We start from the raw sequence: 21,077 nt of genomic DNA on the forward strand, positions 1-21,077 counted from the left end.
GCCACCAGATTCCGGCCCAGGGCCCCTGCCGCCCCGCTGGACTGAAGGATTGATGGAAAGGATCGGAGTAATCGTAGCCGAAATTCATGGTCAGCGGCTTAAAGCGCAGATTGGCCCCGGTGGTCAGCGAAAGACTTTTGCGGTTTGACATCTTTCCCTGAATCAGCCGATCCCTGTCGGTCAGGCCTAAAGAGATATCCCAGCCCAACCAGTTCCAGGGTTTGACCTCCAGCCCCAGCCCGCCCGAGTTCGTCTTGCGGGTAAGCGAATCTTCGGCCAGGCTGCTTTGGAAATAGATGAAATACGGTTTAAGCGTCAGCCGGGATAAAACTTCATGCCTTAAGGTCATCCCGTAAATCTGCCGGGTGCCGGGTTTGATGAACTGGTCATAATAGTCGGGCTGCATTCCGCCAAAGGCCTTCAGCTCCCAGAGCCTGCCCTGCAGCCCAAAGTTAAGCCCCCGGACCGAGCTGTTGTTCAGCCCGCTGGTGTGGGGCAGGGACGGGACAAAATCTCCCAGATCAAGGTTCAGTTTAAGGCTTTTGATGGGATACCGAGCGATGCCGGCATTGAAGGCGCGGACATAGCCCCCCAGGAACGGGGTGTAACCGAACTCCAAATCTGCTTTCAGGTCAAAGTTTCCCGCCGTCTTAAAAAGATTGAAATCCACTCCCTGGCGGCTGTCGTAATAGCGGTAATTGCCGTAAAAATTCTCCTGGGTCGTATTGGAATAGGTGATCAGCAGGCGGTCGTAGGCCAAACCGCCCGTTACCCATAAAACCGTCAGCAGGGCTGGTAAAAATATTATGTGAAAGGATCTTTTCCTCATTTATCCTACATCTTCAGCCACTCGTGCCAAAGGCAGACCAGCCTATATGGGTTTACATGCCCACGGCCCCGCTGTAAGCGGAGCCTCGCCGTTGGCGTGGCGTGGCAGTGGCTGGCTATATGAACTTTCTTGACGAAGACCAGCCGTGGATGGCGGTGGCGGAAAAGCCACCAGGAACCGAGGCGGAAATAATATACCACAATAAAACTGAATGATAACAATATCAACAAAGGGTTATCGTGTTATGTTTGTTGTGTCATCTCATGCCTGCAAAAGCAGGCATCCAGTAAAATATCTGGATTCCCGCCTTCGCGTTTGTCAATAGGGGAATAAAAATATTTTAAATACAGCTCTACCTCAGCTTGACCATCTTCCCGCTCCGCACCCAGCCGCCGATGTTCAACTGGCAGTAATAAACCCCGGCCGAGACCTCATGCCCGAAATCATTCCTGCCGTTCCACCTGACCGCATATTCCCCGGGTTCACGAAACTTGCGGTCAATCAAGGCCCGCACCAACTGGCCGTTGTTGTTATATACCTTCAGGCTCACCATGGCCTTGTCCTTTACCTGATACCGGATGACCGTGCCCCGGGTAAACGGGTTGGGCGCATTCGGGCACAGCCTGTTCACGAAGCTTGGCGCCCTGTCCTCCGGCTGGCCGCTTACCCCGACATATACCACGCTCACCGGACCGTAAAATATGCTGTCGGTATTAAGAGCCTTGGCCTGGACTTTATAATAGTAAAGCAGGCCGGCAGTAACGGAAGAGTCGTTGAACGAGTAGCGCAAGGTGTCAAGCGATAACTTAACGGTATCGTTGGTTTCATAGACCACGCTATAGCCGTAATCCCCGCCTACGGCCCTCCACAGCCTGAAGCCCCGGTTGGCATACTGGCTTAAAGTTGACCACTCCACCCTAACGCAGCTATCCCGGGAAACGGCGGTCAGGCCGCCAAAGTTGGCCTGGCCGCAGATCTCGTAGATGTAGGTCTGGTAATTGCCGCCAACGACATCGCTATTGCCAAGGCTTAGAACTATCTCGGCATACCCGTTCTGGTTGACATCGCAGAGTATCGTTCGAACATCATCATAATGTTCCAACCCGGCAATGCTTGGCAAATCCAACCTATGAATTTCTTGATACTGGTTATCGCCGGTGGACTTAAATACCGAGACTTGGTATCCGTCCATACATATCATTTCATCTATCCCGTCTCCGTCAACATCGCCTATGCCTATGTCGTAAGCCACATAATTAGGGCAGCCGGGATAGCCCACTGCGCTGGGATATCGCAGGTCAAAGGAATCGGTCCAGACTTCGGTAAAGCTGTTATCCCCGGTGCGTTCAAACAGGCTAAAAAAGGTGGTGTAAGGGCCATATAGACCATATATGTTTATTCCGCTGCAGGCGAACTCCAATTTTCCGTCCTGGTCCATATCAACGTTCCTGTTGGGTTCGGGAGGCGCAAACTGGTAGATACTATGGTAATCCAAGGCTACAGGCATACTGTCTATTTTGAGATAGGCATTATCACCCCCTTGACATTCGTAAATAAATATAAAGGCTGGTTTACTGCCGCTGCCACTGTTTCCAAAGCAAAACTCGGTTCGTCCATCTTTGTCAAAATCATTAATAGCTATATCCACGGCCATATAAGAAAAATCATCGTTAAACACATTCTCAAAACTGTCGTTTCCCGTACATTCAAATATACCCAATCTCTCGCCACCAGTAATAATGTCCCTTTTCCCATCCTGGTCTAAATCACAAAAATATGAGGAGTAATGGCCCCGTCCCTGATCAGCATCTACCAATGAATCAGTCATCATCAAACGATTGGGGAAGGAGTCGCTAGAAACACTCTCAAAAAGTCTAAGTATGCTCAAGATGGTGCCAAACGCCGTATAAGGTGAAGAAAAATCAGTCAAATTATCAGTATCTATCTCACCAAGACATTGCTGCGATTCTTGATCACAGTAAAAGGAATCGACTGCCGAATAAATATTATTTCCTTGAGATTCCATAAAAAGACTCTGCCAATCTATAGTACGATATACGAGTAATATTTCTCTCTTGTCATTGTGATTAGCATCTCCATACAATAACTCTATATCCCTCGGGTGTCCAAAATGAGCCACCTGGGCAAAGGTATGCGGATTTAAGCCCTTTTGCTTTTTTGCCCCCGGAATACTTTGGATAAATAATACCGGTATTGCTATCAGCAAACAGGCGGTGATTATTCGTTTCATATTTGTCTCCTTTTTGACCTTCTCCCTCCGTAGCGGCTGACCATGTTCCACATATTTTGCTGGACACGGGAGGGATGGAATTTATAATTGGGGAGATCTACATAGGCTAATGCTTTGAACAATAAGGGATTAATGAATAAAATACTATTCGGTGCGGATTCAATAGTATTGCCAAGTATCTGCCTTGTGTGTAATAGACACCCCTGACCAATTGTACTGGCAGCATATTTGACAAGGCAAAATACTGGTGGTTTTAATTTTTCTTATTGATTGGGACATAAGCAGTTGTGCGTTCATGTTCTTAGTGGGTCGTTGTATTTCTTCGGTCTCCAGCAAAAGATATGGGTAAAGATCAGCCGTAGCTGAGGGGGATAGAGGGGGCGGTCACCCCCGTAAGACACACCCCAACTTCCCCTCCCGCCACGGCGGATTTGCAACTTTCTAGAGGGGGGATAAGAGGGGTGTGTCCAGGGGCCAAAGTCGAGGGGTTATCTCACCATTATCAGCCGCTTGCTCAGGCTGCCTTCTCCGGTAGTCAACCGATACATATACACGCCCGCGCTTGCTTCCCGGCCGCCATCATCCTTGCCATCCCACTCTGCGCTATACGCCCCGGCGCCCTGTATGCGGTTCACCAGGGTCTTCACCAACTGCCCGGCTATGTTGTAAACCTTTAAACTAACATGGCCGTTAGCCGTAAGCTGATAGCTTATAGCAGTGCTCTGGCTGAACGGATTGGGCGCATTCTGCTCCATTCTGAATTCTGCCTTCTGCCCTCTGCATTCTGCGTTGCCCGCCGTCTGGCTTCCGCCGCTCTTGGTTTCTGCCTCCCGCTCGTATTCATATAGCTCCAACCCGGCACAGTTGGCGTAATCGCCGCTCATCTTCTTAATGCTGATGATTATTTCCTTGTCAGTGGCGTAGGCGTCCTCGGGAACCCACATTTCCACCGTCTCGGCTTGGCCGGCCTTCACCTTCATCAGCCGCTTGGCGGTTCCGTCTATGCTTGCCATCTGACGCCACTCGGTTGTTCCGCCGTGCCGGCCGATTAGCCTGACCTTGTATCTCATCTCCGGTTTTAGATACGGCAGCCGGTAGATGAGTTCGTCATAATCGTAGTCTATGTACCAGACCGAGCCGGTTAAAACCAGATATCCGTCCCGTTGCAGATTATACGGGGACGGCTCTTCCTGGCCGGCTTCCACCACGATGGCGGCCGTGGCCGAAAAGTCCTGCTTGGAAAACTGAATCTCGTGGCTCCATACAGGCGATGGCAAGCCGCTCCACTGGTCGGTCCAGGCCAGGGCCACATGGCCGCCGGTGGCATCCTGCCAGAATTCCATTTGGCCATACTTTGACTGGGTGGTATTGTTGGAGATGTTGGCGCCATCCAGCATAATCTCCCAATTAGTGCCGGAGAGATTCTCGCTCCAGCTAATATGCGTACCGCGTATCTGCGGCCACCGGGAGTCCTGGTCAGAAGTGTTGGAGACTAGATAATAAGGAGACCAACTGTATCCAAGTATCTTGGAGCTTCTCCATACTTCGTATTTTCCTGTCTCTGCCAAAATTGCTTCCCAAACTGCGTGGACTCTATCTCCAAAGAAATCCACAAAGCCACTGCCCGCTATAGGTCCGGTATCACGGGATAGATCAATCGGCGCGCTCCAGGCTCCGCCCTCCCGGCTGGAATACCAAACCTTGTCGCCTTGGGACCAGGCTGCGTGGGGCACAAAGTTAAAATCCAGGCACACGCTGGGCGCGCTCATATCGGTGCCGCCACAACTTTCCTCGGCAATCACCTCGTCGGCAAGTAAATTCCAATCGCTGTCAAACTTAGCGTAGCGAATGGCCCAATCCCAGGTCGCTCCATTTGTCCCCGGCACATGGGTTACTCCGAGGGTTTTCCTGACTAAATGGATTCTACCATCGGAATCCCTCATCATCGCCGGAGGCGAAAATTCGGGAGAATAACTTGCCGTGCCAACGCCGGGAATATACCAAGAGCTGCTATAGTCTGCAGCCAGTTGGGTTTTTGCCCAGGCGCCGGGCAGAGGCGCAGCGGCATAACTGCGCGCTCCGTATAAGTATACCCCGCCATCCCAGTGTCCGGTATAATTTGTCCACCAATCGTAGCGTGGGAGCGCTTCAGTCCAGATCACTGAGAGGCAGGGATATTCTCCATTGCTTATGAGAGACCTGCTGCTCCAACTCGCGCCGCCATCGGTAGTCCCCACAGAAAAAACCTGATTGCCGACACTAACATCGGTGTAAACCAATGAAATGTCATCGCTCCCTGCAAACCGGCCCAACTTGCGGGTTTCGGTGCCGGCGGTGGCCCAGTCAATTTCGGTGCCCCTCACCTTTACCGCCTCGGCCACGCCGGCCACAAGCCCTGTCAGGCACAGGGCAACTATCAAGCGTTTCATTTTTTCCCTCCTTGTGGTTTGGTTTGATTGTTTCTGTTGGTTGGTTGTTTTTTGTTGGTGAAATACCCCCGTGAAGTTGCAGTTTTAACATATTCCATAGGCTTCCTTAACGTGAATAACAGTCGGTATAAATCAGCGTTCATCAGCGTCCGGGACCCTCGCTACCTGAATGAATGGGACGGTCATATCTTGAATTTAATCCAGCATTAGAAAAATTTTGTGCTTTCGTGCCTTTTCCGCCACCGCATATAAATCCATATAGGCGGATCTGCCTTCCTCCTACGGCGGACAGGTTGGCATGAGTGGCAAGTATAATTTCCGTTACCATTTATCCTTTGGCTCTTTTTTGGGCCTCAAGTTTTTGCCGGGTGCGCTCCAAATTCTTTTTGGCATTGGCATTGCCGGGGTCAAGCTTTAAAAGTTTCTGCCAGACCCCCAGGGCCTGCTGATATTCGCCTCCAGCGTATAATTTTGTCCCCTGGGACAAAAGGTTTTGGATCTCCCGGGGCGAGGCCTTGGGCACCGGGACCGGGAACCCTTTCTTGGCCACCTGCCGGGATTGGGTGGGGGCCGGAGATTTTATGATGGGCCAGGCATCTGACTGGGCCTGGTCGGCAATCAGGTTTACCCGGGCTTCGGCCACCAAAATTTCGGCGCCGCCGTAATCCAAGGTGGCTTGCAGGGCATAACGGCCCGGTTCAATGTTCTCCAGCGGCAGCCTGAAGGCCCGTTGGGAAAAAGGGAAAACCGCCTCCCGGTTTTCATTGACCATCAGTTTACCCAGGGTAAACCCCCGGTCGTTTTTAATCTCCAGGGTTCCTTCCGGCCGCAGCAAAAGACTTCCGTTGTTTTTTAAGGTTATCTCGGCCACTGCCGGACCCCGGGCCGATGGCTTTTTTACCGCCAGCCCGGTCACTTCGGCTTTCTTTTCCCCGGAGCCGGGAACGGTTTCCAGAATTATGCAGCCCACCCGGGCGGTTATCTGTGATCCCGTTCTTTTAAGCGCCGCTTGCGGCTTGGTGTGGAAGAACAGCGCCCCGATATGGCTGCCCTCGGCTTCTAAGGGGACTTTGATGGTATAGCGCACCTGCTGGCTGGCGCCCTGGGGCAGGTCAAATTCTATGGGGTTGATGCTCAGCCATTCCACGCAGCCATAACTTAACGAATCCTCTGTGAATTCAAGTTCGCCGTAAAGCGACATTTTAACATTCAGGGGATATGCGTAAACCCGATGCTTGAAGGCGGTGGGATTCTGAACGATCAGCACCCCGGTCTGGCTTTCCCCCGCCAGCACCGACAACTCAATTTTAGGCGGCCAGACATTGAGGCCGATATTGCCCTGCCCCGCAGCCTTAAGCGGAGCCAGACAAAAAATTGACGATATCAAAACTAAAATTAAAGTTGATTTGTATTTCATAAAAATTAGAGATGATTCACTAAACGTTTATAGAACATTCAACCGATAATACAATGAGGACATAATTGACAGAATTTACAGTTTTTTGGAAATTAATCCTGTGAATTAGGCCGCCTCCGGCGGCACACTTTGTTGCCACGCTTGCGTGCCGTAGCACTTCAGCGCGCAGGCACGACCTTTAGGTCGTGGACCCCTGGCAATGGAATTTATATGGCTTTAGCCAAAAATTAATTGAAGCGAAGTCGAAGAGATCAGGACAAGTTTTGGCTAAAGCCGGCTTAATTCCTTCATTTTAATTGATCTCCTGTCATGCTCAAGGTAAAAAAGAAAACCACAAAAAACCCAACGGCGCGACGGCTGCTATAAAATTTAGCCGCCGCCGCGCCGTATGGTGCCGGCCCCTGAATGTTACGGAGTTACGGTCAGGGTGTAGGTCAGCGTGTTGATGTAGGTGCCGGCCGCCTGGGTGTCGGGAACTAAAAGCTGCAGTTGCTGGGTAATGGTAGTTCCCGTCGGAATGTTCTTCCGCTCGGCGGCATCGCAGGTGTAGAACAGGGTAGGGGTGGTGGTTACAAACTCGGTGGCGGCCGCATCGGCATGAACTCCCAGCCCGCCGGTGCTGGTGTGGGTAAAGTTGGCGCTGGGGATGGTCTCAACGATGGCGGCGTCGGTCAGGATCTGATCCTGGTTGACCTTCAAATACCAGGTATTGTTCTTGAAGTTGCTCTTCACCAATATGCCCACCGTTTTAGTGTTGTCCGAAGTTCCCGGAACCATGGTAGTAACACCGTCCCCATAAGTGATGGTGCTGCCGCTGGCCGGCGTCAGAGTCATGGTGAACACCCCCACCACCTTAACTTCGATGTTGGTGGTGCCGGTTTGATCAACCTGCGCCAAGGCCATGCCCGCGAACAGGGCCACCGCAACAGTTGCCAGTAGAATCTTTTTCATTCTTGTCACCTCCTTTCAATTAAAATTACGTTGAATACCTGTAAAAGTTCACTTCTTGTCCAGCAGGCCATAGATGCCCAGGCCGATGGCGGCCAGGAGCAGGAGCTGGGCTATCCAAACGTAGACGTGCGGCAAGTTGCCCAGAAACAGCCAGGGCAGGATGTTCAGTTTTTCGAGGACGGCGATCAGCAGGCATCCGGCCGCCAGGATGAACAGCGCCAGCATGGATTTCTTCATGTGTTTCCTCCTTTTAAGTTGTTTGGTGGGTTGGTTTTCTTTTTAACGTTTTTGCCTTTTTGCAAAGTTTACTGAACTCAGGTATAAATTTGACTGGCCAAGACACAGGAAAATAAGACATCAAACAAAGTAACGCAAACGGATTCCTTCGTCGCTTCGTTCCTTGGATTGAGGGAAATATTTCCGCTACTTTAAACTGATCAGAATCTGCCGTTTGTCCCGGGTGAACGCTATTTTATCCTCCCGGGCCAGCCATCCCAAAGCAAAATATAAGGATTTATCGTCGAGCTTGGCGGCCTTTTTCAGCGCAGCGATATTAGATGGGCCCTTTTGGTCCAAGGTTTTCCAGATCTTCCCGGCATTTTCTCCGATGGTTGGAATCCACATAGTTCCTCCAATAATAAATATTTGTTTTTATTGTTTCAAAGCATACCCTTCCGGTAGAACGAAACGCCGCACCCACAGGGACATGACGGCCCACTACGCCGAAGTATGCAAATATGATTGCCCAAGGCTACGTAGGCTGTACATCACGTCCCTGCAATGCGCCGGGCACGACGCAGACAGCCCTATAGAATAACCAGGGTGGGAAGCCGTAGCCGAAGAATGAGATTATGACGCCGCTTCTTTAGGGTTGGCTTATCTCGCTGTTTGCTGATTCCGATGCTTTGTTTACCGCTCCCGCCCCCAACTCTCGCTCCAAGTCTTCAATCTTTCTTTTCAGCGCATCTTTTTCGCCGTGTTTTTCTCTATCCGAAATTCTGGCAAGAATGGCTAAAGCGATCAGCATTAAGAAAACACTCCAGACCGGGACAAACCAGCTATATGTTCCCGTGAGATGTTGAATCAAAGCAATCATCCCCATTAAAAAAATCACCGCCGCCCAGATAGTCATTTTTTGCCTCCTTTATTTATTCTTTTGGATTATTTAAGTTTTTAGACAATAAAACCCACCCTATGTATTGCCTAATGTAAAGCATACATTAATAAGGATGGCGGGAATAATCCAAGGCCTATTTTAGATCTATCGTGGCGCTACGTTTTTCGGAGTGGAAATTTATTTTCCCCTCCCTGGCCAGCCATCCCAAGGCAAGACATAAATTTTTGTCATCAAGCCCGGTAAGTTTTTTTAAATTGGCCGCATTGGGGGAAGCTTTTTGATGCAGCGTTTTCCAAACCAAACCTGCGTTTTTGCCTATTTCCGCAATATTTATTTTAAACCCCTGTAATTTTAGGCCGCATAATCTATGCCAACAAATAAATCCATAAAACCTGATATTTGATTATTCCCTTCGTTCGGGCCTACGCCCGCCGAGTGCCTCCACTAAAGCTACGGCACTTGAATAAGGCAAGCAAGTAGCGTAAGCGGAAGGGCTGCGGCCCGCAGGCAGGAACGCTGGACACCGGGACACTTTGGAACTCATCCCTTCGTAAGCAACTGTAGTAGTCGTCTCAGGGCAGGCTCCCTCTGTCCCCTTCTCTTGGATAAATGTGGGCTAACATCAAGTAAGAGAAGGAGAAGCAAAGCATGCACTGAGAAATACTTGCAGTAGACTTACGAAGCGATGCACTGAGTAAAACCAACTTGTTTTACTCATGAAGTGTGGGGTTGAGTTTAGATTCTCAAACTCTCTTATAGTTCTTTCCTGAACCTATGGGATAATCATATCCTGACCAAATAATGTATCTTTGTTAAGAATAAACCCTGTTTGACCCAGGTAGATTTCTGCAAATGTTGCATTGTGCAATTAGGTTGCATAAATATGGTGGGCAATTGACCCCGATGTATCGGGGCGGCCTTCTGCGTCAATTATTTGGCGGGTGTCCCGATACGCTCCGCTCTATTAGACTTCTGCCAAGCTCTGGAGTCTATATGGTGGGCGATGAGGGACTCAAACCCCCGGCCTTCTGCGTGTAAAGCAGACGCTCTAACCAACTGAGCTAATCGCCCGGCTAATATTATTGCTCCGTCATCCCGAGAAAAGCGCCATGCTTTGCAACCGAAGGACGCCCTTCGTTGCTGGGCGATAGGCCCAGGTAGAATGATATCTCGTTGTTTTTCTCTGACCGGTCAACCGTTTTCCCTTGGCGGGCGATGACCCCGATTAATCGGGGCTAACCAGCCATGGCCGCCGAAGTCATTGACAACTGACGAAGGCGGCTGAGCTAATCGCCCGGCTAATATTATTGCTCCGTCATCCTGAGAAAAGCGCCATGCTTTGCAACCGAAGAACGCCCTTCGTTGCTGGGCAATAGGCTCAGGTAGAATGCTGTCTCGTTGTTCTTCTCTGACCGGTCAACCGTTAATTTTTTTTAATCTTTGACAAGCCCTGAAAATATCACGATCCGGAAAACTGATTATTTTAAAAACCATACTGTTTTTGACAAATTTAGGGAACTTACCATTTTACATTATAGCAAAATTACACGATTAATGTCAAGTGAAATATTAATTATTTTTTACTTTTCCATGGACCCCAAATAATCTATGGGATCAATGGCTTTTCCCTGAAAACGCACCTCGTAATGCAGGTGCGGACCGGTGGAGCGGCCGGTGGAACCTACCGCTCCGATTATCTGGCCCTTTAAGGCCCGGTCTCCTATTTCCACTTCTATCTGGGAAAGGTGGCCGAACCTGGTGGTATACCCATTGCCGTGGTCCAACTCGATCAGGCGGCCGTAATCGCCCATCCAGCCGGCGTAGACCACCACTCCTTCGGCCGGGGCCAGGACCGGAGTTCCCTTGGGAACCGCGATGTCTATCCCGGCGTGGTTTTCGGAATGCCCGCTGCGGCGCCAGCGCCGCACCCCGAAGCCCGAGGTCATCCGGCCGAATAGCGGGGCCAGTTCCGGGGTGTCCGAGACCAGCGATTCCTTGGTGGAAAGGTAGTCGTCGATCTCCTCAAGGATCTGGCTCTGCTCGACGATGCCCGGCCGCACCTTGCCCTCCAGCGGTCCGGGGTCTATTGGTTTGCTTATATCCTGCCATCCGATGTAGATTCTTTCGCCGGAAGGGCCGCCGGCGGCCTCGTGCTCGTCCACTATGTTGGATGTCTTGAACCCGGCTTGGATCTTGACCTTCACCGCCAGCTTTTTCACCGCGTCCAGCTCCCGGGCCAGTCCGTTGACCGAGGAGAGGTAGACCGAGCGCTCTTTTTTAAGCTGGGCCTGGAGCGATGCGATGTCGTGGGCCAAAGAATCTCTGACCTGGCCGTACTTCTTGCGTTCCTTCCGTAAAACTTCGTTCTCCTTGAAGGTGGGCTCGAAAGCCGTCTTGAGCTTGTAGTGATACAGGTAATGCCTGGTGATGAAAAAACCAGAGACTCCCAGAGCCGTTACCGTTGCCAGCAAGAGGATGTTCAGCCACCGCGAGTGAAAGAACACCGACTTCCCCTGCTCTCCGTGGTGCGGCAGGATGATGAAGGAATAAGATTTTTTGAAGATCATAAGCTCCCTTTAAACCACCAAGACACTAAGGCAAAATTCGTAAATCGTTAATTGTTATTTAGTTCTCCCTGAAAAACCCGCTAAACACTCGAAAAAGCGCGAAATGTTGAATTCAGAATATTACTTTAACATATTTTGTGATCAATAGGTTATGGATTTTCTGAGTTTTCGTGTTTTTCGCGTTTTTCGCGGGAAAAGGGTCTTTTTCACTTCCCGTGCTTGGTCTTGATGATGGTGGCGCCCCCGGTGAAGACCCGGCCCGACTTGGTTTCGTCGTATTTGATGAAAATATTCTCCGGGTCTATTTGCAGGTGCTTGGCCAGTTCCTCGGCGATGGTCAGCATGGCCGTTTCTATCTCGCTGTCGCTCTTGCCCTCAAAGGCCATCATGTTCACCAGCGGCGGATGGGTGGCGTAAGGCTGGGCTTTGGCCTGGGCCTCGCCTTCGATGTATGAACCCGGCGCGATAGTGGTCCAGGTGGCCCAGACCTGCTTGGGCTCTATCCCCATCTTGTCGGCCAAACGCACGCAGATGGTTTTTAGGGCCTCGGCAGTATCCACCTCTTCCTTTTGAGGCAGGGCTTTTATTTCGATAATGGGCATGTTCGCTCCCCAACAAATCATTGAGTCGTTCACCTTAACAGCCTTTTATTCATACATTATGCAATTTGAAATTTGCATTTTCCATTTTGAATCCATTCACAGACAGGCATTACTTAGGGCAGGTTTGAATTTTGTCTTCTGCCTTCTGCATTTTGAATTTATTTTCTCCCCCGTTTCCCCTTTTCCTCTTCCTTGGCCGGCTCCCTGGCTTCTCTGGGGCCTTCGGACTTGACGGCCGGGGCGATCCCCAGTTTGGCCTTGACCTCTTTATCCAGATCGGCCAGCAGGTCGGCATTGGTCTTCAGCATCTCCCGCACATTCTCCCGGCCCTGGCCCAGCCGCTCGCCCTTGAAGGAGAACCAGGTGCCGCTCTTTTCGATGATGTTGTTCTCCACCGCCAGGTCCAGCAGGTCGCCGATGTAGCTGATGCCCTGGCCGAAGATGATCTCGAACTCGGCGTTACGGAAGGGCGAGGCCACTTTGTTTTTCAGCACCTTTACCCGCACCCGGTTGCCGATGTTGACCTCTCCCTGCTTGATGGCCTCGATCCTCCGGATGTCCATCCGTATGGTGGCATGGAATTTGAGGGCCAGTCCGCCGGGGGTGGTCTCGGGGTTGCCGAACATCACCCCGATCTTCATCCGGATCTGGTTGATGAATATGATGCAGGTCTTGGAACGGTTGGTCACCGCCGTAATTTTGCGCAGGGCCTGGGACATCAGCCGGGCCTGCAGGCCCATGTGGCTGTCGCCCATGTCGCCCTCGATCTCGGCCTTGGGCACCAGGGCCGCCACCGAGTCGATCACTATCACGTCCATGGCGTTTGAGCGGATCAGGGTCTCGGTGATCTCCAGGGCCTCCTCGCCGGTGTCGGGCTGGGCCACTAAAAGATTATCAATATCCACGCCCAGAGCCTTGGCGTACTTGGGGTCCATGGCGTGCTCGGCGTCGATGTAGGCGGCGGTGCCGCCGGCCTTCTGGGCCTGGGCCACTATGGACAGGGCCAGGGTGGTCTTGCCGGAAGCCTCCGGACCGTATATCTCCACTATCCTACCCCGGGGCACTCCGCCCACTCCCAGGGCCGCATCCAGCGAGATGGACCCGGTGGATATCACCTCCACCGGCACCACTGCCGCATTGGAGCCTAGTTTCATTATTGAGCCTTTGCCGAACTGCTTTTCTATCTGGGAAAGAGCCAGATCCAAAGCCTTTGATTTTTCAGCCACTGTGTCTGCCATTGGTTTGTCCTCCGTGTAAACAATAATTTAATTTGTTGATATATAAATAGTTATGGATTTTAATTCTACCAATTTTTTATTCGGTTGTCAATTCCTATTTGGCCACAAAAAAGCACATAAATCGCAAAAATAATTTCTAACTTAAAGAACTAATTTCTTTATTTGGATTTTTTCTGTGCCGAAATTGATCAATAAACCATGCCGGTGACCTGTCGCCCTTAAATATCCTAACAATTGAGCCAGGTGTTCGTCGGCTATTGCTTTGCAGACCTTCATTTCGATGATAAGTTCAGATTCGATTAACAGATCTGCAAAATACTCACCCAGGACTGTACCATCCTCGTCATAGACTTTTAGCGGGCTCTGTTGTTCAACTTTTAATCCTGCTTTGCGAAGACGGTGGGTTAATCCGTTTTCATAAACTTTTTCCAAATGGCCGTTCCGTAAAAATTTATGAAGTTCAAAAGAGGTCTGCCGGATAGTATCACATAGCCCAAATATTTCTTTGTCATTCATTTTTGTGTTCTCTGTGCCTTTTCGTGGTTAAATTAGTAAACTGTTAGTTTGTAATTTACCACCAAGGCCTGACAATTTTATGTTTTTGTTCTACGGTATCCCCCGGTGAACAGGCAGTCCAAAAAAGGCGTAAACAGGCTGGCCGTTAGCGCCGAGAATATCAAACCCTGATACAGCAGGCCCTTTAAAGCAAATAGCGCAAATAACATTCCGGAGATCATCCCGTAGATGGCCTGGCCCCGGCCGGTTAGCGGGGTATGATGATTATCAACCGCCAGGATGCCGGCCAAGAACAGCAGGGCCTGCAGTCCGGCATAAGAAAAGGTATTCGGCATCAGATTGCCTGTCATTTTCCAGGCCAGAAAGATCACCGCACCGGACGATAGCAAGGACAGCAAAAGAAGTCTGACTTTATAGAGCCTCCCCGTAAACAGCATTAAAAGGAACAAACTGCCGGCCAAAGGAATCCAACCAGTCATAAAGTAAAAATTCCCCTTGGCCCACCCTCCGCTATTGATCTCCCAATGATAAGCCAGTCTGATGTTATCCGGCGTGGCCAGAATGAACAGGGCCATGGTCAATGCCACAAAGTTTATCGGGGCCAGGCGGTCCTTTTCCGACAGAATGTTTTTGACCCCCGATACCGCCAGCCCGGCCAGCAGCGAGTAATACCAGACGGATCCCTCGGGCATCAGCAAAGCCAGCAGGGATGCGGTGAACAAGGCTGCGACCGGGTCTAGAAAATTGCGGCGCCATCTTTTGATGGTCAGCGGCAGGAGGACGGAGCCGGCCAGCCCGGCCAGCAGGCAGTAAAGAAACCCTGTCCCGAAAAGATCGAGGGCGGAAAAAGTCATCGGGGCCATGGCCGCCAGCCGGCGGACCTGCCACTGCTTCAGGCGGTAGCGGCTGGTGATGTGGGGCGGCAGTGAAACATTCAGCATCACAGCTTGCCCTCCAGTATCAGTTTGCCTACTTTGATCTGATGCGACAGCAGCAGCCCGCTGGGACAGGCGTAGGTGCAAAGCCCGCATTCCAGGCAATTTTCCGGCCTCAGCCGGGTCAGTTCCTCGTTCTGTCCGTCCCGGACTAACGGGTATATCCGGGCCGGAGCCAGCCCCACCGGGCAAATGGCCAGGCACTGCCCGCAGTTGATGCAGGAATGGTTCTCCTTGGGAGCCTGATTCCGGTAAAACAGCAGCCCGGCAGTATTCCGGTCCACCGGCAGCTGGAGGCTGTAATAACAGGTCCCGCTCATCAGGCCCCCGGATATCAACTTCAGGCTTGAATAATCCTGTGGCCTTAGGGACAGTGTTTCGGCGGCGCTGGCCCCGAGGTAAACCTCGGCCAGTCGTTTTTGGCCCTTGGTATCGTCGCCAAGGTTGCAGAACTTGGTGGCCAAGGGCTGGCCCAGCGCCACCGCTCGTCTGACATTAAGCAGGGCTTCCATGCCGTAAATGGCCGATGGCTGGCCCTGGTAAATTGACTGGTTGATCAGAAACCTGTGCTGCTGGGGATATTTGGGTTCGACCTTTTCGATGGAAATGTTAACCGCACTGGCCAAAAGCGACTTGAGGTCGGCGTTCAGCCCCTTCATCCGGGACGAAAGCGCCAGCCGGGCCTTGATGGAACCGTGGATCTGCATCACGATCCGCATGCCTTCCAACAGTTCCTTGGGCCGCTCCATCAACAGCCGGACGTTGCAGGACAGCGGCGGCTCCAGGCCCAGCCCGTCGAAGATCAAAAGTTTTTCCAGGTCATCCTTCCGCAGATCGGCCACCCCGGCCTGGAAGACCCGGTCGGCCAGCTCGGCCTTAGACAGTTCCCAGAACCTGGGCCGGGGCTCGAAGGCTGGCGGCCGGGGGGGCTGGTCCGGCTCGGCTTCGATGAACACCGTGGTCCGGGGGAAATCAAAGGACTTGGGCCGGGCCACCAGATCGGGAAAGTCGGCCACCCCGGTGACCTTTCCGGCCAGCCCGGTGAATACCGGCAGTCCCATGGAATCGAAGCCCACCTGCGAATTGGCTTTGATCTTATCGCCTTTGGCTACCACGGCCCGGCCGCCGTGCCACAGGGGAATGGCCAGGGCCATTGGGGCAGGCAAGGTTTCAATCGGTTGGTCGAAGATGAAATTCTTGTGCGGCCAGGCCCTGCCGCCTTTGATGCTTTTGATCATGGGTTGTTACTGCTTGTAAAATATTTACAGGATGAACATTGATCTAATCACAATGTAACTCAACTGTTGGCAAATTATTTATACTTCCATTCTTCGTATCATTCCCGCCCCGTTCTTCAACGGAATAAACTCCGGCGGGTTGTAAATCCGCCGCAGTTCGCCACTGGCGAACGAAGGTGGAAATCCATAAAACCTGGATTCCTGCTTTCGCAGGAATGACAAAATACGGTTCTTCGCTATTTGGGGTGGATTGACCCCTCAGGAAAGTGGTATACTTACAGAAAAATACGTTTAAAGCCAGCCTTTAACAAATGCAAATTTTGCCAAACTTCAGAATGTAATTAAACCACTTATGCAGTTGATGGCAACGGGTCTAAGTTATTGAAAAACAATGTGATTCTCTGGAAAATACGATGGCAATGTTTCGTGATAATTTGAAACGTTGCGTTCTCGAACGTGACGATGGCCGTGATGCGAAAAAGATATTTCGCCAAGTATTTGAAGGACTGACCCTGAAGCGACGGTGCCAACAGCTTCAGTAACATTACCAGGATGTAGGATAACGACACCAATACCAAGTGGGCTTGGATTGCCGCAGCCGAGTCCGCCAGAGGCGGATTGGAACTTGTCCAGTCCAAAGCGTTGCTTGGCTTTCTTGAAGTAGGTTTCGATAGTCCAGCGCTGCCGGTAGAGCTCGATAATTGTAACGATGTCCGAATCCATGATGCTGGTGATGATGACAACCGGCTTTCTCCGACGCTCTTTGACGACCACCACAAATACCGGGCCATAGTTTGGCAATTCCGCGGTGAGGCAAAAAGCTTGGGCCTTGAGCTGGCGGTAATAGCGGTAGCGACGCTTTTGTTTGGTCAGTTCGTTGGCTTTGATGCGGCGACCGTTTATCAGCAACCCCCAGCCGCCATTGAACCGGCAGACGAACTGGAGTTTTAACCACTGCAGGGCCTTGAGAAAGCTGGCCGCGGCGTACCAGGCGTCAAAAAGCGCCGCCTTGAGTCGGATACCGCCCCGCCGACGGCGGGGTTTGATTAGTCGTAGCGCGATTTTATGCTTGCCAATAGAAGTTTCGCGATTCCGCTTGGGGCCAGGTTTTCGTCCCCGGGTTCCAGGGGTGGTTTCAAACAAAGGATAGCGCTTCTGGTCATCCGCATACAGCAGTTGCACCAAAGAGGGACCTTTCACATACTTCTTCTTGGCATGATCATAAAGCTTCCTGAGGCCTGAGAACTTCTTGCCCGTTTTCTCCAGAATGGTGTCATCAATGATCAACAATCCGGATGGTTGGCCTTTCGTAATCGCCGTGTCCTGCAGTTTGGCAATAACCCGCCTGCGGGCCGTAACACCTTCGGCGTGCAGGCCCGGAGCCGGAAAGCCGGCGCCGGCGATGCCGTTGACCGACCAGTGGATGTTGCCTCCGGCGACATAGAATCCCGAGGCCGACTTGGCGGACCGGGCGAAATGGTAAGAGATGGCCAGCGCCGCCACCACGAAGGCGCAGAAGATGGCGATGGCCCAGGGCGACACGGCGTAGTTCATGAGCGTCCCTTCTCCAATGCCTTTGCCTCATCGCCGGAACGCAGGGTGGTCATCACTTCCTCGGCGTGGGTGCAGATATGGTTGTAAACGGCGGCCAGAAATATGGCGAAGATGATCAGCAAAAATCCATAGACGATGGCCACGTTGACGCTTCCCACATCGACCGCCATGAAGCTGGGGCTGACCACGTTGATCGCCACGAACCCGGCGTAGACTATGGTGTACAGGGTCACAAACCATAGGCCCAGAATTCGCTTCAGCGAGGCCGCCTGGTCCTTGGTCCAGTTGCTGGAGGGTTCGTGCATCTGCTCTCTTCTGTTATTGGTTTTGTTTTTTATTTTTTAGGGAAACGACCAGTCAGTTATTTTGGCGCTATCTAAATTATCACGATTGCAGACTCTACAAACTCTTAAAAAGAGCCAACAGCTTCTTTTCCGGGAAGGTTTGATCAAAGCTGGCCAGCCAGTTTAAAATGTACCCGGTATCCATTTTTTTTTGCCGGGCCATTATTGTTTTAGCGTCATCTATATCCCTGGGTCTCCCGGCAAAAAGCTTGTGGATTATAACGTCCTCGGGGGCGGCAAAACGCACCATCGCATCATCAAGGCTCACTTCTTTTGCCCTGGCTATGGCCTCTTTTTCGTAGGGGGTAAAAGAGAAAATAATATCAATCCTTACCCCGCTGTCTTTATCTTCCAACGGCAGAACCATGGTTGATGTCACGAACTCCCGGGGATCGGCCGGCAGCGTTTTCAAGGGAATATTCCCCGCCAGCGCCAGGATCTCGTCAAGCCGGTCCGGCCCCAAACCCACCGTAACGTCAATATCCCGGGTAAGCCTCGGCTCCCCGTACAACAACACCGCCTGGCCGCCCACTACCATATAGGGTATGTTTTGGGCGTTAAATGAATGGGCTAATTTTATTAACAGCTCTTTAAACATGAATTCAATATCCTGGCCACTTCAATGTCCACCTCTATTCCCTCCAGTGGATTTTTGGGAGGCCAAACGCCCAAGGCCACAGCTTCCTGTCTTAAACCTTCCACTATGGCTAAAGCCTGGCCGTGGGTCAGTCTGCTTTGGGCCAGAAGCTCCCGCTCAAATTTTTCCAATATTTCTGTGTTCTTGACCATTTTGGGCCTTTGCAGTTTAACTAAATATAACGGTAATCATAGGCTTTGTTGCGCAAAGATTTTTAACGCTTTTTTCAGGTAATATTCTCATGGTAGTTCCTTTCTATTTGAATTTTCTACTGCCTGCGGATCACCTGCAACAGCTCTTTCATTTTTTCATCCAGCAAAGCCTGTGACTCCGCCTCCACGTTAAGCCTTAATAGCGGCTCGGTGTTGGAGGGCCTTATGTTGGTCCACCAGCCGGGGTAGGAAATGGTCAGGCCGTCCAGGTGGTCCAGCTGGGCGCCTTTGGCGGTATATATCTTCTCCAATTCGGCCAGTTTCCCGGGGATATCCTGCACGGTAGCGTTGGTCTCGGGAATGCGGACGTAACGGTCTATCTCGTCCACCAATTGAGAGAGCGGTTTGTTCTCCTCGGAGATCAGCTGCCAGCAGACCAGAAAGGCGATCAGCCCGGAATCGGCGAACCAGTTGTCCCGGAAATAAAAATGCCCGGAGTGCTCGCCGCCGAAGACGGCGTTGTGCTCCCGCATCAGCGGCTTGATCAAAGCGTGCCCCACCTTGCTGCGGATGGCCTGGCCCCCGTACTTCTCGACGGTTTCCTTGACGCAGCGGGAACAGATGGCGTTATAGAGGATGGAAGCGCCGGGGTTCTTCTTCAGCAGCATCTTGGCAACCAGGGCCGCCACGTCCGAGCCAGCCAGGGCCCGGCCCTTCTCGTCCACCAGGAACATCCGGTCGGCGTCGCCGTCGAAGGCCGCGCCGAAGTCGCAGTTCTGTCTGACCACCGTTTCCTGCAGGGCCGCGATGTTCTCCGGCTCGATGGGGCTGGCCGGGTGGTTGGGAAAGGTTCCGTCCAGGTCAAAGTACATCGGCACCAGAGTGCCCGGCAGCTGGCGGAAGATGGGCGGGACGGTGCGCCCGGCCATGCCGTTTCCGGCGTCCACCGCGATCTTGTATCCCCAGATATTCTTGTGGTCCACAAACGACAGACAGTGGTTGATGTAATCCAGGTCTATGTCCCGGGACCTGATTGTTCCTTTGGAGGCCGCTGTTTTTAGCTGGCCTTGGTTGATCAGGTCCCGCATCTGGTTCAAGCCCTGGTCGCCGGAAAGCGGGATGGCATTCTGGCGGCAGATCTTCAGACCGTTGTACTGGGCCGGATTGTGGCTGGCGGTGATCATCACCCCGGCCTCGAAGCCGAACTTGCCCACCGCAAAATACAGACCGTCGGTGGAGACCAGCCCGATGTCTGTCACCTCGGCCCCCTGCATGGTGACGCCCTCGGCCAGGGCAGTGAACAAAGGCTGGGACGAGGTCCGCATGTCCCGGCCTATGGCCACCGTTTTGCAGTTCAGGTGATCCACCAGCGCCCGGCCGATCTCCCGGGCCTGGGCCTCGTCCAGTTCCGCCGGGTAGACCCCGCGGATGTCGTAGGCTTTGAATATCTTTGGATTGACCGGCATAATGCTCCTTGCTATATGAAGGTTTAAAGATTTATTACCAAATACTTACCGGGATTAACCACTGAAACACTGAAGTATTAGAAACACGAATTGCGTGTTTCCGTGGAAAAGGGGAATTGGTTGAAGCCTTTTACCGTAATTTATAAGTTTAACCCCGCCATTTTTCAAAGTCAACAAAAAAATGATGCAAAAAAGGCCTCTTCCCAAACGGAAGGGCCTCCTGACTTTGACACTTATAATCCATAACATATTGAAAGACAAATAGTTGACAAAATGGTGGGGCACTACATTACTCTCCCTTCCATTTTATTAGCACACAAAATCACCACATACTATCTCATAGATATGATGAATGATCAAAAGGTTTCAATTTACCTTCATTGCTATAATTCCCCATGGTTGTTGTTGAACCAAACTTCGATTGGCCGCCATTCTTTTCCTGAGCCCAAAGGCCTGATAGATTCTCTTCTGATTGATGGTGGCATGTGATGGGAGGATGTAGCGCTTCCTGGTTTTAATGTCAACCACCAAACTGGCCTGAACGTGCAGCAGTTCATTCCGCAGTTGCTCGAAGCTCATCGGCAGTTGCCGGCGACCCAACCGGTATACTGCTTGTTTAGCTATGGCAAAGGCTATAAAACAAATGGCGATGTGGGCCTTTATCCGGCGCGGGGTCCAATGGAATATCGGTCGCATCTTCAAATCATGTTTGTTGACCCGAAAGGCTTCTTCGATCTGCCACAGGCCGCGATAGCGGGAGAGAATCGCATTGGCGGCGTCCTCTTTCAGATTGGTGATGACTCCATGCAATCCGTCATAGCGCGCATCCGATTT

Annotated in this window: 21 protein-coding genes and 1 tRNA gene; all 22 read right to left on the minus strand. The window is 51.7% G+C overall.

Annotated features, from left to right (window positions below):
* Positions 1–829, minus strand: an 829-nt coding sequence (locus HY768_08675; GenBank protein MBI4727276.1) for a hypothetical protein, incomplete at its 3' end; no start/stop codon positions are given.
* Between the two features lie 352 nt (positions 830–1,181).
* Complete coding sequence (locus HY768_08680; protein ID MBI4727277.1) at positions 1,182–2,336, minus strand: T9SS type A sorting domain-containing protein; 1,155 nt, start codon at positions 2,334–2,336, stop codon at positions 1,182–1,184.
* 1,232 nt (positions 2,337–3,568) lie between these two features.
* Positions 3,569–5,509 carry a T9SS type A sorting domain-containing protein gene (locus HY768_08685; GenBank protein MBI4727278.1) on the minus strand — a complete coding sequence of 647 codons (1,941 nt, stop codon included), beginning with the start codon at positions 5,507–5,509 and terminating at the stop codon, positions 3,569–3,571.
* A gap of 328 nt (positions 5,510–5,837) precedes the next feature.
* On the minus strand, positions 5,838–6,896 hold the full coding sequence (locus HY768_08690) for a hypothetical protein (protein MBI4727279.1): 1,059 nt from the start codon (positions 6,894–6,896) through the stop codon (positions 5,838–5,840).
* 438 nt (positions 6,897–7,334) lie between these two features.
* Positions 7,335–7,877, minus strand: coding sequence for a hypothetical protein (locus tag HY768_08695; GenBank protein MBI4727280.1), 543 nt, complete (start codon positions 7,875–7,877; stop codon positions 7,335–7,337).
* 48 nt (positions 7,878–7,925) lie between these two features.
* The gene (locus tag HY768_08700; protein ID MBI4727281.1) at positions 7,926–8,114 is read right to left on the minus strand and encodes a hypothetical protein; all 189 of its coding nucleotides are present in this window, start codon (positions 8,112–8,114) and stop codon (positions 7,926–7,928) included.
* Positions 8,115–8,300: 186 nt separating this feature from the next.
* Positions 8,301–8,501, minus strand: coding sequence for a winged helix-turn-helix domain-containing protein (locus tag HY768_08705; protein MBI4727282.1), 201 nt, complete (start codon positions 8,499–8,501; stop codon positions 8,301–8,303).
* Positions 8,502–8,742: 241 nt separating this feature from the next.
* Positions 8,743–9,009: a hypothetical protein gene (locus HY768_08710; protein MBI4727283.1), complete on the minus strand. Its 267-nt coding sequence runs from the start codon at positions 9,007–9,009 to the stop codon at positions 8,743–8,745.
* 118 nt (positions 9,010–9,127) lie between these two features.
* Positions 9,128–9,328, minus strand: coding sequence for a winged helix-turn-helix domain-containing protein (locus tag HY768_08715; GenBank protein ID MBI4727284.1), 201 nt, complete (start codon positions 9,326–9,328; stop codon positions 9,128–9,130).
* Positions 9,329–9,988: 660 nt separating this feature from the next.
* Positions 9,989–10,065, minus strand: a tRNA-Val gene (locus tag HY768_08720).
* 509 nt (positions 10,066–10,574) lie between these two features.
* The gene (locus HY768_08725) at positions 10,575–11,561 is read right to left on the minus strand and encodes a M23 family metallopeptidase (protein MBI4727285.1); all 987 of its coding nucleotides are present in this window, start codon (positions 11,559–11,561) and stop codon (positions 10,575–10,577) included.
* Between the two features lie 206 nt (positions 11,562–11,767).
* Complete coding sequence (locus tag HY768_08730) at positions 11,768–12,163, minus strand: hypothetical protein (GenBank protein MBI4727286.1); 396 nt, start codon at positions 12,161–12,163, stop codon at positions 11,768–11,770.
* 158 nt (positions 12,164–12,321) lie between these two features.
* Positions 12,322–13,401, minus strand: a complete 1,080-nt coding sequence (gene recA, locus HY768_08735; protein ID MBI4727287.1) for a recombinase RecA — start codon at positions 13,399–13,401, stop codon at positions 12,322–12,324.
* Between the two features lie 141 nt (positions 13,402–13,542).
* Complete coding sequence (locus tag HY768_08740) at positions 13,543–13,917, minus strand: GxxExxY protein (GenBank protein ID MBI4727288.1); 375 nt, start codon at positions 13,915–13,917, stop codon at positions 13,543–13,545.
* Between the two features lie 77 nt (positions 13,918–13,994).
* Positions 13,995–14,858 (minus strand): RnfABCDGE type electron transport complex subunit D, encoded by an 864-nt coding sequence (locus HY768_08745; protein MBI4727289.1) that lies wholly within the window; start codon positions 14,856–14,858, stop codon positions 13,995–13,997.
* Positions 14,858–16,090, minus strand: a complete 1,233-nt coding sequence (locus tag HY768_08750; protein ID MBI4727290.1) for a 4Fe-4S dicluster domain-containing protein — start codon at positions 16,088–16,090, stop codon at positions 14,858–14,860. Before HY768_08750 ends, HY768_08745 begins: the two co-directional genes overlap by 1 nt.
* Before the next feature lie 378 nt (positions 16,091–16,468).
* Positions 16,469–17,644, minus strand: coding sequence for a transposase (locus HY768_08755; protein ID MBI4727291.1), 1,176 nt, complete (start codon positions 17,642–17,644; stop codon positions 16,469–16,471).
* Positions 17,641–17,949 carry a DUF485 domain-containing protein gene (locus HY768_08760; GenBank protein MBI4727292.1) on the minus strand — a complete coding sequence of 103 codons (309 nt, stop codon included), beginning with the start codon at positions 17,947–17,949 and terminating at the stop codon, positions 17,641–17,643. The genes HY768_08755 and HY768_08760 overlap by 4 nt, the downstream gene beginning before the upstream one ends.
* 94 nt (positions 17,950–18,043) lie before the next feature.
* Positions 18,044–18,586, minus strand: coding sequence for a hypothetical protein (locus HY768_08765; GenBank protein MBI4727293.1), 543 nt, complete (start codon positions 18,584–18,586; stop codon positions 18,044–18,046).
* Complete coding sequence (locus tag HY768_08770) at positions 18,568–18,777, minus strand: hypothetical protein (GenBank protein MBI4727294.1); 210 nt, start codon at positions 18,775–18,777, stop codon at positions 18,568–18,570. Before HY768_08770 ends, HY768_08765 begins: the two co-directional genes overlap by 19 nt.
* A gap of 116 nt (positions 18,778–18,893) precedes the next feature.
* Entirely contained in the window at positions 18,894–20,243 is a 1,350-nt protein-coding gene (locus HY768_08775; GenBank protein MBI4727295.1) for a phosphomannomutase/phosphoglucomutase, read from the minus strand.
* A gap of 366 nt (positions 20,244–20,609) precedes the next feature.
* Positions 20,610–21,077, minus strand: a 468-nt coding sequence (locus HY768_08780; GenBank protein ID MBI4727296.1) for a hypothetical protein, incomplete at its 5' end; no start/stop codon positions are given.

This window comes from candidate division TA06 bacterium (assembly GCA_016208585.1).
In the GTDB taxonomy this organism is placed as follows: Bacteria; Edwardsbacteria; AC1; order AC1; family EtOH8; genus UBA5202.